Source organism: Kytococcus sp. HMSC28H12 (assembly GCF_001816045.1).
GTDB lineage: Bacteria > Actinomycetota > Actinomycetes > Actinomycetales > Dermatophilaceae > Kytococcus > Kytococcus schroeteri.
Genome location: NZ_KV824567.1, coordinates 1 through 12,494, shown reverse-complemented (window position 1 = coordinate 12,494; position 12,494 = coordinate 1). Strand labels below are relative to the sequence as shown.

The 12,494-nt window shown below is 73.2% G+C and carries 10 protein-coding genes and 1 tRNA gene; 9 read left to right on the top strand and 2 right to left on the bottom strand.

The genetic code is table 11. The features are described 5' to 3' along the window. Nucleotides 1–520, top strand: a 520-nt coding sequence (locus HMPREF3099_RS12995) for a hypothetical protein (RefSeq protein WP_168168495.1), incomplete at its 5' end; no start/stop codon positions are given. A gap of 77 nt (nucleotides 521–597) precedes the next feature. Here HMPREF3099_RS12995 and HMPREF3099_RS08810 read toward each other — a convergent pair. Both HMPREF3099_RS08810 and HMPREF3099_RS08805 read right to left on the bottom strand, forming a co-directional pair. Continuing rightward, the gene (locus tag HMPREF3099_RS08810; RefSeq protein WP_070705621.1) at nucleotides 598–1,317 is read right to left on the bottom strand and encodes a PspA/IM30 family protein; all 720 of its coding nucleotides are present in this window, start codon (nucleotides 1,315–1,317) and stop codon (nucleotides 598–600) included. Between the two features lie 110 nt (nucleotides 1,318–1,427). Next, entirely contained in the window at nucleotides 1,428–3,578 is a 2,151-nt protein-coding gene (locus tag HMPREF3099_RS08805) for a TPM domain-containing protein (protein WP_168168494.1), read from the bottom strand. A gap of 229 nt (nucleotides 3,579–3,807) precedes the next feature. Between HMPREF3099_RS08805 and mfd the strand changes: the two genes are divergently transcribed. From mfd to HMPREF3099_RS08765, 8 genes are all read left to right on the top strand, one after another. Further along, nucleotides 3,808–7,332, top strand: a complete 3,525-nt coding sequence (gene mfd / locus HMPREF3099_RS08800; RefSeq protein ID WP_070705620.1) for a transcription-repair coupling factor — start codon at nucleotides 3,808–3,810, stop codon at nucleotides 7,330–7,332. Beyond that, complete coding sequence (locus tag HMPREF3099_RS08795; RefSeq protein ID WP_070705619.1) at nucleotides 7,329–7,760, top strand: MazG nucleotide pyrophosphohydrolase domain-containing protein; 432 nt, start codon at nucleotides 7,329–7,331, stop codon at nucleotides 7,758–7,760. Before mfd ends, HMPREF3099_RS08795 begins: the two co-directional genes overlap by 4 nt. Before the next feature lie 69 nt (nucleotides 7,761–7,829). Continuing rightward, nucleotides 7,830–9,110, top strand: a complete 1,281-nt coding sequence (gene eno / locus HMPREF3099_RS08790) for a phosphopyruvate hydratase (protein ID WP_070705618.1) — start codon at nucleotides 7,830–7,832, stop codon at nucleotides 9,108–9,110. Between the two features lie 184 nt (nucleotides 9,111–9,294). Next, nucleotides 9,295–9,861 carry an FtsB family cell division protein gene (locus HMPREF3099_RS08785; RefSeq protein WP_070705617.1) on the top strand — a complete coding sequence of 189 codons (567 nt, stop codon included), beginning with the start codon at nucleotides 9,295–9,297 and terminating at the stop codon, nucleotides 9,859–9,861. After that, entirely contained in the window at nucleotides 9,858–10,397 is a 540-nt protein-coding gene (locus tag HMPREF3099_RS08780; protein WP_070705616.1) for a DUF501 domain-containing protein, read from the top strand. Before HMPREF3099_RS08785 ends, HMPREF3099_RS08780 begins: the two co-directional genes overlap by 4 nt. Next, nucleotides 10,394–11,392, top strand: a complete 999-nt coding sequence (locus HMPREF3099_RS08775; protein WP_070705615.1) for a Ppx/GppA phosphatase family protein — start codon at nucleotides 10,394–10,396, stop codon at nucleotides 11,390–11,392. The genes HMPREF3099_RS08780 and HMPREF3099_RS08775 overlap by 4 nt, the downstream gene beginning before the upstream one ends. A gap of 4 nt (nucleotides 11,393–11,396) precedes the next feature. Next, nucleotides 11,397–11,471, top strand: a tRNA-Leu gene (locus tag HMPREF3099_RS08770). A gap of 90 nt (nucleotides 11,472–11,561) precedes the next feature. Next, on the top strand, nucleotides 11,562–12,431 hold the full coding sequence (locus tag HMPREF3099_RS08765) for a Bax inhibitor-1/YccA family protein (RefSeq protein WP_070705614.1): 870 nt from the start codon (nucleotides 11,562–11,564) through the stop codon (nucleotides 12,429–12,431). The last annotated feature ends 63 nt before the right edge of the window (nucleotides 12,432–12,494 follow it).

Here is a 12,494-nt window from a genome sequence, read left to right as displayed (position 1 = left end):
AAGCACCCACGCTCAACTCCGAAGAGCCAGCTACCGGGACCTGGAGGACGCCAGTACTCGATCCACGAGTGCTGGGGCGATCCGGGCGACGGTGCTGCGGCAGATCAGGACCACGGACCGTCTCGATCCTGTGCAGGAGGACTCACCGGCGCTGGAGTACGACCTGTGGGAGGTGCGTGTCGACGAGGCCCCCGGGGCCGATGCCACGCCCAGGTCGTTGGTGGTCGCCCAGGTGGCGAACACAGCGAACCAGAGCCACAGCGGTCCCGGGCCCCGGTTGCAGGAGGGTGCACGGGGAGTGCTCGTTCTGGGGACGGCGATGTCGGACGAGTGGGTCCACCCGGAGTTCGGCTGGGTCTACTACCCGGTGGCCTTCTACGGGGAGGAGGGGAAGGGCCAGCTGCGCGACCGGGCCACGGAGCGACTGGCTGCAGCGAGCCCCCAGGGAAAGACGGTGGACGAGGTGCTGCGCGAGGCCAACCAGGGCGTGACCTTCCACGCGTCGACGATGACGGACTGACCTGCTGCACCCGGGCGCCCAGCCATGAGGAGGCCCCCACCGCGGTGCGGTGGGGGCCTCCTTCGTCGTCGAGGGGGTCAGCCCTGCTGGTTCTTCAGCGCGGCGAGGCGGGCCTCCACCTCGGCGGACTTGGTGGAGTCCTCGAGCTGCTCGAACTGGCCCTCCAGCGTCGCGGACTGGGCCTCCTGACGGCCCTGCACCAGCGCCTCCTGGCGGCGCACCTTCTCGTCGAAGCGCCCCAGCTCGGAGGACGGGTCGAGGATGGAGATCGAGCCCATCGCGTCGGACACCTGCTGCTGCGCCTCGGCGGTCCGGGCGCGGGCCACGAGGGCGTCGCGGCGGGACTTCAGCTCGTCCAGCTTGGAGCGCATCTCGACCAGGCCCTGCTTGAGGGTCTCGACCGTCTGGCGCTGCTGGGTGATCATCGGCTCGGCGGTGCTCACGTCGCCCTCGAAGCCGATCTGCTTCTCGATGGCGGCCTTGGCCAGGTTGTCGAACTTGTCCGCCTCGGCGGTCTGGCCGGCGGCGCGCAGGCGGTCGGCCTCGGTGGAGGCGGCGGCGGCCTTGCGGCCCCAGTCGGCAGCCACCTTCTGGTCCTGCTCGAGGTCCTGCTCGGCCATGCGCAGGCCGGCGATGGTCTGCGCCACGGCCTCCTCCGCGTCGGCGATGGCGTTGGTGTAGTCCCGCACCATCTGGTCGAGCATCTTCTCGGGGTCCTCGGCGCGGTCGAGGATCGCGTTGATGTTCGCGCGCGCCAGCGTGCTGATGCGGCCGATGATCGTCTGCTTCTGAACCATGAGGTGTTCCTCTCCTGCCGCGGGGCGCGGCGTCCGTTCGCTCGGTCGTCAGTCTGTCCTACAGGGCCTGCGGGCGCCAGCACAGCCGCAGGGGTCGGTGGGGAGGGGACTCAGAAGCGGCCGCCGCCGCCGAAGCCACCGCCGGAGCTGTCCCCGATGCCGCCGAAGCCGCCCCCGCCGCCTGAGGAGTGGCCGCCGCCGAAGCCCCCTCCGTACCCTCCGCCGCCGAACCCGCCGGAGAGGATGCCGCCCAGCACCAGGGAGCCCACGTCGATGCCCCCGTAGCCGCCGCGGCGACCGCCGTAGCCCCCACCGAAGGGGCCACCGGGGCCACCCCCGAAGGGCCCCTGCTGCAGGTCGTCCTCGGCGGCGGTCCGCGCGGACTCGATGAGGCGCTCGGCCTGGTCGAGCAGGCCGCCCGCACCCTGCGGGTCGGAGCCCAGCTGGGCCTCGGCGGCGTCGAGCAGGCGCCCGGCCTCGGAGATCTCGGTGCGGGCCCGACCACCCACGGCCCCGCGACGGGTGCGGATGAACTCGTCGACGCTCGCATGGGCGGCGCGGAGTCGGGTCAGGCGCTGGCCCACCGTCCCGGCGACCCGCTGGCGGTGGTCGTCGGCGGTCCGGGCCGGTTCGAGGGCGGCGTCGATGGCCTCCTCCGCGGCGGTGAGCTCGGCCAGGGCCGCCAGCGGGTCGCCCCCGGAGTGGCTCCCCTCGGCCTGGGCGATCGCGCGACGGGCGCGGTCCACCAGCGGGGCCAAGGCGGCGTCACCCGGGCGCAGCCGCTCGGCATCGGCGATGTCCTGCGAGATCGACCCGATGGCGCGGGCGAGCTCGTGCTGCGAGTTCTCCAGGGTCTGCCGGGCGCCGTCCACCTGGTCGAGCAGGTCGGCGGCCTGGCCGAGGGCGTCCTCACCGGTGCGGGCGGCCGTCACCGCGGTGCGACGGTCGCTGCCGGTGAGGGCCTTCTGCCCGTTGGTGGCCGCCTGGCGCGCCGAGGCGATGAGGCGCTCGGCCTGCTCGATGTTGCCCGCGACGGTGCCCAGGGTGCGCGGGTCGTAGCTCACCTGCAGGGCGCGCAGCTGCTCGCGGGCGCCGGGCAGCCGGCCCTCGAGCTCGTCGGCCCGGGCGGGGATGCCCTGCAGCACCTCCGGGGCCCGGGCCTCCAGGTCGCGCAGCTGCTCGAACTTCTCACCCTGGGCGTGCAGGGTGGCCAGTGCCTCACCGGCCAGGTCGTCGATGCGCTCCAGGGTGCCGCGCTGGGACTCCTCGGTGGCACCGGAGCGCAGGGCCTCGTCCACCTGCTGCTTGAGCGCGAAGGCCTCGGAGGCTCGACTCCGCGCGGCCTGCACCGCGTCCTCGAACTCCTGCGTGGCCTGCGCGCCGAACTGGGCGCGGGAGTACCGCACCTCCTCGTCGGCCGAGCGCACGGCGTCGTCCACCTGCACGAGGCGCTCGGACACGCGGTGCGCGACCTGCTCGGTGGTCTCGCCGGTGCCCTGGGCGTCGGCGGGCGCCGTGGAGGGCTGCGGTGCGCGGCGGCCGCGCCGCCCCATCCGCGTGAGCATGACGACACCACCCACCAGGAAAGGGGCCGCCAGGAGCCAGACCGGGAAGCCGGTGCCACCGCCGGCGCCCGAGTCCCCGCCGCCGCCGGCGAGGTCGCCGGTGGCCGCGTCCTCGAAGCCGCGCACGGCACCCTCGACGGCGCCGTCCCAGTCGTCCTTGCCCAGGGCGGGCTCCACGTACTCGGTCTCGATGGTCGAACCCTCGGCCTGGCTCACGGTGCCCGTCCCGCCGTACATGCCGTAGCGGCGCTGGTCGGTGGCCACTGCCAGGATCGCGTCCTTGGAGCCGAGCCCGGAGGCGTCGAAGGTCTGCTTGGCCCAGGTCTCCCCGTCGACGGCCTGGCCGGAGGAGTCGGTGAACTCCTCCACGTAGACCACGAAGAGCTGGAGGCCGTGCTCGGAGCGCAACTGCTGGAGCTCCCGCTGGAGTCCCTTCTCGTCCTTCAGCACGCCTGCGTCGTCGACGAGCTGGTCGGGCAGGTCCATCGGCTGGGTGGCCGGGAGGGCGCGCGTTCCCGTCACCACCGTCGTCGCGGGCCGGGCGCCGTGCGGGGTGGCCACGGCCGAGGCGGGCGCGAGGGCCGGCACAACGGCCGAGCCGGCCAGGCTGACGGCCAGGATCCCCCCGGCGAGACGCCCACCGCCTCGGCGGGCGTGGGGCGTGCGGACGGACGAGGAGCGCTGTCGGTGGGCCACGGGGTCGATCCTCACCGAGCCACGGCGTGGACGCAACATCGCACGCCGCCGGTCCACAGGGGTCCGGACCCGGGGCCGACGGGGTGTCGGTGGTGGCACCTACCCTTGGCGTGTGCCCGATGCCGTGACGCCTCAGCCCGCCCCCGCCACCACCCCCGCCGACCAGGACGCCGCACCGCCCCTGGGCGGGTTGCTGGCACAGGTGGCCGCCTCGCCCTGCTTGGCGCGGATGCTGGAGATCCACCGCCGCGGGGACGCCGAGGTGGACCTCACGGCCGTGCCCGGGGTGCGGCCGTGGGTGGCCGCGGCGCTGGCCCGTGAGATGGAGGCCGACGGGGGCGTGGTGCTGCTCGTGACCGCCACCGGCCGCGAGTCCGAGGACCTCGCGGCCAGTCTGCGCTCGGTGCTGCCGCCCTCGTCGGTGGTGGTCTTCCCGAGCTGGGAGACCCTGCCGCACGAGCGGCTCAGCCCGCGCAGCGACACCGTCGGCCAGCGCCTGGCGGTGCTGCGGAGGCTGGCCCACCCGGGCCGCGACGACCACGACGGCCCGGTCCGCGTGGTCATCGCGGCGGTGCGCTCGCTGCTGCAGCCGATCCCCACCGGCCTGGGCGACCTGGAGCCGGTCTCGGTGCAGGCCGGTCAGGAGCGCGGCCTCGAGGAGGTGGCCCAGGCCCTCGTGGCGGCCGCCTACACCCGCACCGACCTGGTGGAGAAGCGCGGTGAGTTCGCCGTGCGCGGCGGCATCCTCGACGTCTTCCCGCCCACCGAGGACCACCCGCTGCGCCTGGAGTTCTGGGGCGACGAGGTGGAGGAGGTGCGCTGGTTCCGGGTGGCCGACCAGCGCTCGCTGGAGGTCGCGCCCGGCGGGCTGTGGGCCCCGCCGTGCCGCGAGCTGCTGCTCACCCCCGAGGTGCGCGAGCGCGCCGCACGCCTGGTCCCGGAGCTGCCGGGCGTGGCCGACATGCTCGAGGCGGTGGCCGCCGGCGTGGCCACCGAGGGCATGGAGTCGCTCACCCCGGTGCTCGTGGACGGCATGGAGACCCTGCTCGACGTGCTGCCCGCCGGGTCGCGGCTGCTCGTGAGCGACCCCGAGCGCATCCGCCGCCGCGCGGCCGACCTCGTGACCACCTCGCAGGAGTTCCTCACCGCCGGGTGGTCCTCGGCGGCGGCCGGCGGGCAGGTGCCGGTGGACCTGGCCGCAGCACTGGGGGAGGGCGCCTACCGGGAGCTCGCCCAGATCCGCGAGCATGCGCTGGAGACCACCGGGTGGTGGGCGCTCTCGCCGTTCGCCCCGGACCTGGACACGCTCGACGACGACGCCACCCACCTGCGCCTGGACGCCGAGGAGGTGCCGAGCTACCGCGGTGAGCCGGACCGCGCCGTGACGGACGTGCGCGCGGCGCTGGCCGCGGGGCGGCGCGTGGTGCTGCTCACCGACGGGCCGGGCCTGGCCAAGCGCCTCGCCGAGGTGCTCGGCGAGGCCGAGGTGGGTGCCCGCCTCGTGGTGGCCCCCGGGCCCGAGGGACCCGCGGGCGTGGCCGAGATCTGCACCGCCTCGTGGGGGCCGGGCGTCAGCCTGCCCTCGGTGGGCCAGGGGCTCGTCGTGGTCTCCGAGCAGGACCTCACCGGGCAGGCCGTCAAGGGCTCCACCAAGGACATGCGCCGTATGCCCTCGCGCCGCCGGAAGATGGTGGACCCGCTGCAGCTCAACCCGGGTGACTTCATCGTGCACGAGCAGCACGGCGTGGGACGCTTCGTGGAGATGGTGCAGCGCCAGGTGGGTGGGGCCACCCGGGAGTACCTCGTGGTGGAGTACGCCTCCTCCAAGCGTGGTCAGCCGGCCGACCGGCTCTTCGTGCCCACCGACCAGCTCGACCAGATCACCCGCTACGTCGGCGGCGAGGCACCCACGCTCAACAAGCTCGGCGGCTCGGACTGGTCCAAGACCAAGTCCCGGGCGCGCAAGCACGTCAAGGAGATCGCCAACGAGCTCATCCAGCTCTACTCGGCGCGCATGGCCACTCAGGGGCACGCCTTCGCCCCGGACTCGCCCTGGCAGCGGGAGCTCGAGGACGCCTTCGCCTACGTGGAGACGCCCGACCAGCTCTCCACCATCGACGAGGTGAAGGCCGACATGGAGAAGTCGGTGCCCATGGACCGCCTGCTGTGCGGCGACGTGGGCTACGGCAAGACCGAGATCGCGGTGCGCGCCGCGTTCAAGGCCATCCAGGACTCCAAGCAGGTGGCCGTGCTCGTGCCCACCACCCTGCTGGTGCAGCAGCACCTGCAGACCTTCAGCGAGCGCTACCAGCAGTTCCCCGTCACCGTGCGGGCCCTCTCGCGCTTCACCCCGGACTCCGAGGTGGAGCAGACCCTCGAGGGGCTCAAGGACGGGTCGGTTGACCTCGTCATCGGGACCCACCGACTGCTCAGCCCCTCGGTGCGCTTCAAGGACCTGGGCCTGGTCATCATCGACGAGGAGCAGCGCTTCGGCGTGGAGCACAAGGAGCAGCTCAAGACGCTGCGCACCGCGGTGGACGTGCTGGCCATGTCGGCCACGCCCATCCCGCGCACCCTGGAGATGGCGGTCACCGGCATCCGCGAGATGTCCACGCTGGCCACTCCGCCGGAGGAGCGCCACCCCGTGCTCACCTACGTGGGCGCCTACGAGGAGAAGCAGATCGCCGCGGCCATCCACCGCGAGCTGCTGCGCGAGGGGCAGGTCTTCTTCGTGCACAACAAGGTGGCCACCATCGACAAGGTGGCCGCCCGGCTGCGCGAGCTCGTGCCCGAGGCGCGGGTGGAGGTGGCCCACGGCCAGATGGGGGAGCACCGGCTGGAGCAGGTGGTCACCGACTTCTGGGAGCGCAAGTTCGACGTGCTCGTCTCCACCACCATCGTGGAGACCGGCCTGGACATCGCCAACGCGAACACGCTCATCCTCGACCGGGCGGACACCTTCGGCCTCTCGCAGCTGCACCAGTTGCGCGGCCGCGTGGGGCGTGGCCGGGAGCGCGCGTACGCCTACTTCCTCTACCCGCCGGAGAAGCCGCTCACCGAGACCGCGCACGACCGCCTGCGCACCATCGCCAGCCACACCGACCTGGGGGCCGGTATGCAGGTGGCGATGAAGGACCTCGAGATCCGCGGCGCCGGCAACCTGCTGGGCGGCGAGCAGTCCGGGCACATCGCCGGGGTGGGCTTCGACCTGTACGTCCGGATGGTGGGCGAGGCCGTGGCCCGCGCCAAGGAGGGCGACGAGGGCGACGGCGAGCCCACGGAGATCAAGGTGGAGCTGCCGGTGGACGCCCACCTGCCGCACGACTACGTGCCGGGGGAGCGCCTGCGCCTGGAGGTCTACAAGAAGCTGGCCGCAGTGCGCGACGACGCGGAGCTCGACGACATCGTGGCCGAGGTCACCGACCGCTACGGCACCCCGCCGCAGCCGGTGGAGGCCCTCTTCGCGGTGGCGCGCCTGCGCACCCTGGCGCGGCGTGCCGGGGTGGCCGAGATCTCCGCGATGGGGTCCAAGGTGCGCTTCGCGCCGGTGGAGCTGCGCGAGAGCCAGGAGCTGCGCCTGCTGCGCATGTATCCCGGCACCGTGGTGAAGCCCGCCCTGGGCGTGCTCCTGGTGCCCACGCCGAAGACCGCCAAGGTGGGCGGCCAGCCGCTGCGTGACGCCGAGGTGCTGGAGTGGGCCGGGCAGCTGCTGCGGGCGGTGCTGCTCGACGACATCGCGCAGGGGCAGGCATGAGCGGCGAACAGCGCGGCGACGGTGCGACGGCGGCACCCGGCGCCTCGCTGGCGCGGGTGGTGGAGCTCATGGCGCGGCTGCACGCACCGGACGGGTGCGCGTGGTCCCGTGCCCAGACCCACGCGTCCCTCGCCCCCTATGCCACCGAGGAGGCCGCCGAGGTCCGCGAGGCCATCGACGAGGGCGACCCCCAGCACCTCTGCGAGGAGCTGGGCGACCTGCTGTGGCAGGTGGTGGTCCACTCCCAGCTGGCCAGCGCGGCAGGGCAGTTCACCATCGACGACGTGGTGGCCACGCTGGAGGCCAAGGTGGTGCGCCGCCACCCCCACGTGTTCGACCCGGAGGTGCCCAACGTGGCCACCGCCGAGGAGGTGGTGCCGATCTACCAGGCGGCGAAGGCCCGCGAGAAGGCCGCGCGGCACCAGTAGGCTCACCCCCGGACCGCACGCACCCCGCGCGCGGCGCACCCCGTCCTGAGCACCCACGAGGAGCACACCTTGGCACTCATCGAAGGAATCCACGCCCGCGAGATCCTCGACTCCCGCGGCAACCCGACCGTCGAGGTCGAGGTGATGCTGGAGGACGGCACCGTCTCCCGTGCGGCCGTCCCGTCGGGCGCCTCCACCGGGCAGTTCGAGGCCGTGGAGCGTCGTGACGGCGACTCCGGCCGTTACCTGGGCAAGGGCGTGGAGCAGGCCGTGGAGGCCGTGATCGACGAGATCGCCCCCCGCCTGGTGGGCGAGGAAGCCTCGGACCAGCGCCTCATCGACGCCGACATGCTGGCCCTGGACGGCACCGACAACAAGGGCGAGCTGGGGGCCAACGCCATCCTCGGCGTCTCCCTGGCCGTGGCCAACGCCGCCGCCATGTCCGCCGACCTGCCGATCTTCCGCTACGTGGGCGGCCCGAACGCCCACGTGCTGCCGGTGCCGATGATGAACATCCTCAACGGTGGCTCCCACGCGGACTCCAACGTGGACATCCAGGAGTTCATGATCGCCCCGATCGGTGCGCCGACCTTCCGCGAGGCGCTGCGCTGGGGCACCGAGGTCTACCACGCGCTGAAGGCCGTGCTGAAGGAGAAGGGCCTGTCCACCGGGCTGGGCGACGAGGGTGGCTTCGCGCCGAACCTGGAGTCCAATCGCGCCGCCCTGGACCTCATCGCCGAAGCCGTGGAGAAGGCCGGCTACACCCTGGGCAAGGACATCGCCCTGGCCCTGGACGTGGCCGCCAGCGAGTTCGCCGAGAAGGGCTCGTACACCTTCGAGGGCGAGCAGCGCACCGCCGAGCAGATGGTGGAGTACTACTCCGAGCTCGTGGACGCCTACCCGCTGGTCTCCATCGAGGATCCGCTGGACGAGGAGGACTGGGAGGGCTGGAAGGCCATCACCGCCGCCCTGGGCGACAAGGTCCAGCTGGTGGGCGACGACCTGTTCGTCACCAATCCCACCCGCCTGCAGCGCGGCATCGACGAGCAGGCCGGCAACGCCCTGCTGGTCAAGGTCAACCAGATCGGTTCGCTCACCGAGACCCTGGACGCGGTCTCCCTGGCGGCCCGCAACGGCTACGCCTCGATGATGTCGCACCGTTCGGGCGAGACCGAGGACGTCACCATCGCCCACCTGGCGGTGGCCACCAACTGCGGCCAGATCAAGACCGGTGCCCCGGCCCGCTCCGAGCGTGTGGCCAAGTACAACGAGCTGCTCCGCATCGAGGAGGAGCTCGACGACGCCGGCGTGTACGCCGGTGCGTCGGCCTTCCCGCGCTTCAAGGGCTGACACCCGCGTCACCGCACCGGCCGCTCGGACCCTCGGGTCCGGGCGGCCGGTCGTCGTCGGGGAGCGGGTGGGGGACCGGCGCGAGGTGTGCCCGGTGCGGCAGAATAGGGGGATGGCCCCCGGACACCCGCGCACCCCGCGACGAGCTCCCGGCTCCGCGCGCCGCGGTGCCCAGGTGGCCCTGATGGGAGCCACCCCGTGGCGCGGCGTGGCGCTGCTCGTGACGGTGCTGCTGGCCGCGTGGATCGCGGTGCCGCCCTTCGCCGGGTGGTGGACGCAGCGCGCGGAGATCCGGCAGACGCTGCAGGAGTCGGTGCAGGAGAAGGACCGCACGCGCGAACTGATGGCCCAGCGTGACGAGTTGCGCGACGACGAGCACCTGCGCCAGCTGGCCCGCACCCGCCTGGACTACGCCGAGCCCGGCGAGAAGCGCTACCACGTGCTCACCGACGGCGAGGTGGCCCAGGCCGGGCACGACGCCGGGTCCGGTGGCAGGGCCGCCTGGTACGAGCAGGTGTGGGGCTCGGTGGAGCAGTCCGCCCAGGGTGTCTCCGTGGAGCCCCAGCCTGCCGAGGAACCGGCCCCCGAGCCGGGCTCCCCGGCCCCCAGCGACCCCGTCCGTGAGGTGGAGCAGCCGGTGCCCGACGGGGTGCCGAGCCTCATCACCGAGGACGGCTTCGACCCCGCAGACATCCCGGCCTCCGACCTGCAGGGCGGCGAGGAGAAGCCGGCAGCCGAAGGAGCACAGTGATCGACCAGTTGACCTTCCCCGGGCCGAGCGAGCCCACCGAGGACGACCTGCGCACGGTGGAGGGCCAGCTGGGCCGTCTGCCGCGCGGTGTGGTGTCCGTGGCCCACCGGTGCCCCTGCGGCTGCCCCACGGTGGTGCAGACCGAGCCGCGCCTGCCCGACGGCACGCCCTTCCCGACGACCTTCTACGCCACGTGCCCACGCCTGACGGGTGCGATCTCCACGCTGGAGACCACCGGTCTCATGGCCGAGATGACGCAGCGCCTGGCCGACGACCCCGAGCTGGCGACGGCCTACGAGGCCGCCCACGAGCACTACCTGGCCGCCCGCCGGGCACTGGGCGTGGTGGAGGAGATCGACCACGTGAGCGCCGGCGGCATGCCCACGCGCGTGAAGTGCCTGCACGTGCTCGTGGCCCACTCCCTGGCCGCCGGGCCCGGCGTGAACCCGCTCGGCGACGAGGCCCTGGAGGCGCTCGACCCGTGGTGGCACACCGGGTGCTGCGCGGACGCCATCGCGGCCCGGGGCGAGCGGTGAGCGCCGCGCAGCCCGGGCGGGGCAGGCGCGTCGCCGCCGTCGACTGCGGCACCAACTCCATCCGCCTGCTCGTGCTCGAGGCCCACCTGCGCGACGGCGTGGTGGTGGCCGGCGAGCAGCCCCACCGGGAGAACCGCATCGTGCGCCTGGGACAGGGCGTGGACGCCACCGGGCGCATCGCCCCGGACGCGATGGAGCGCACCGTGGCCGCCGCCGCGGACTACGCCGCCCTCTGCGCCGAGCACGCCGTGGAGCAGGTGCGCTTCGTGGCCACCTCGGCCAGCCGCGACGCAGAGAACGCCGCCGAGTTCACCGCCGCCATCGCCGCGGTGTTCGCCGAGCACGGGTTCACCACCGCCCCGGAGGTCATCTCCGGCGACGAGGAGGCACGCCTGAGCTTCCTCGGGGCCACCGGGCCGCTGCGCGCCCGTGGGGTGCCGGGGCCCTTCCTCGTGGTGGACCTCGGGGGAGGCTCCACGGAGTTCGTCCTCGGTGACGACGCCGTGCAGGCCGCGCGCTCGGTGGACATGGGCAGCGTGCGCCTCACCGAGCGCCACCTGCACTCCGACCCGCCCACGCCGCAGGAGGTGGCCGCGGCGCTGGAGGATGTGGACGCCGGCATCGACCTGGCCGCCGAGGTGGTGGACCTCTCGGCCGTCACCACGCTGGTGGGCGTGGCCGGGACCATCACCACCACCACGGCGCACGCCCTGGGACTGCCGGAGTACGACCGCGCCGCCATCGACGGGGTCACCCTGCCGGTCGATCAGGTGCGTGCGGCCGCCCGGGACCTCACGGCGCGGAGTCGTGCGCAGCGGGGCGAGCTGCCCTACCTGCACCCGGGGCGCGTGGACGTCATCGGCGCCGGGGCGCTGGTGTGGCAGCGCGTCGTCCAGCGCGTGGAGCAGGTCGCCGGCATCACCACCGTGACGGTCAGCGAGTCCGACATCCTGGACGGCACCGCCCTGGACCTGGCGGCGCGGCACCTATCCTGAGTCCGCCCTCGTGGCCCAACTGGCAGAGGCAGGCCACTTAAAATGGCTCACGGTGCGGGTTCGAGTCCCGTCGAGGGCACGGAATCCCCCCGGCCCGCCCGGCGTTGACCCCAGCGACGGACGCCGACCGCCCCGGCGGCGACCCGACGTCCCCGAAGGAGACACACCCATGGCTTTCAACCCCACCATGAACCGCGTGGAGAAGGAGAGCCGTTCCGGGCAGCCCCGGTACGGCCAGTACGCCGACTTCGACGCGGCCCCGCAGTACGGGCAGGCCACGTACGGCCAGCAGCAGTACGCCCAAGCACCCTACGGGCAGCAGTACGCCGGCATGGAGCAGGCCTACGCCGCGCCGGCCGTCGACCAGGGCCGCACCGGCCGGGTCAGCCTCGACGACGTGTTCGTGAAGACCGCCGTGCTCTTCGGCATCGTGCTCGCGGCGGCCGCGGGCACGTGGGTTGTCGTCGGGGCGCAGACCCAGCTGGCCATGGTGGTCTGGCTGGCCGGCATGTTCGGATCGCTGCTGCTGAGCTTCGTCATCGGGTTCATGAAGACGGTCAACGTGCCGCTGATCCTCCTGCACGCGGTGTTGCAGGGCGCCTTCATCGGTGCGGTGAGCGCCACCTACGAGTCCCTCCAGGACGGCATCGTGGCCACCGCCGTGGTGGCCACCGTGGGCACCTTCGCCGCCATGCTGCTGGGGTGGAAGGTCGGCCTGGTCAAGGTGAGCAGCCGTGCCATGCGCATCTTCGGCCTCATCGCCCTGGGCTACCTCGTGTTCCAGCTGGTCAACCTCGGGTTCGCCTTCTTCGCCGGGGCCAGCATCTACTCCACCGGCCTCGGCTGGATCGTGGCCCTGGTGGGTGTCGCCCTGGCGGCCTACTCCCTGGCCATCGACTTCGAGACCGTGCAGCGCAGCGTGGCCTCCGGCATGCCGCAGAAGTACTCGTGGCTGCTGGCCCACGGCCTCATCGCCTCGCTGGTGTGGCTGTACATCGAGATCCTGCGCCTGCTGTACGTCCTGCGCTCCAACGACTGACGCAGCGGCAGCCCGCGGGCCCGCCCGCACGCGACGGAGCCCCCGCCGACCAGCTGGTCGGCG

Excerpts from the sequence above, each read along its gene's own strand:
- HMPREF3099_RS08765 (WP_070705614.1), top strand. The coding sequence starts at position 11,562 with ATGGCTTTCAACCCCACCATGAACCGCGTGGAGAAGGAGAGCCGTTCC.
- HMPREF3099_RS08795 (WP_070705619.1), top strand. The coding sequence starts at position 7,329 with ATGAGCGGCGAACAGCGCGGCGACGGTGCGACGGCGGCACCCGGCGCC.
- HMPREF3099_RS08785 (WP_070705617.1), top strand. The coding sequence starts at position 9,295 with ATGGGAGCCACCCCGTGGCGCGGCGTGGCGCTGCTCGTGACGGTGCTG.
- mfd (WP_070705620.1), top strand. The coding sequence starts at position 3,808 with ATGCTGGAGATCCACCGCCGCGGGGACGCCGAGGTGGACCTCACGGCC.
- HMPREF3099_RS08810 (WP_070705621.1), bottom strand. The coding sequence starts at position 1,317 with ATGGTTCAGAAGCAGACGATCATCGGCCGCATCAGCACGCTGGCGCGC.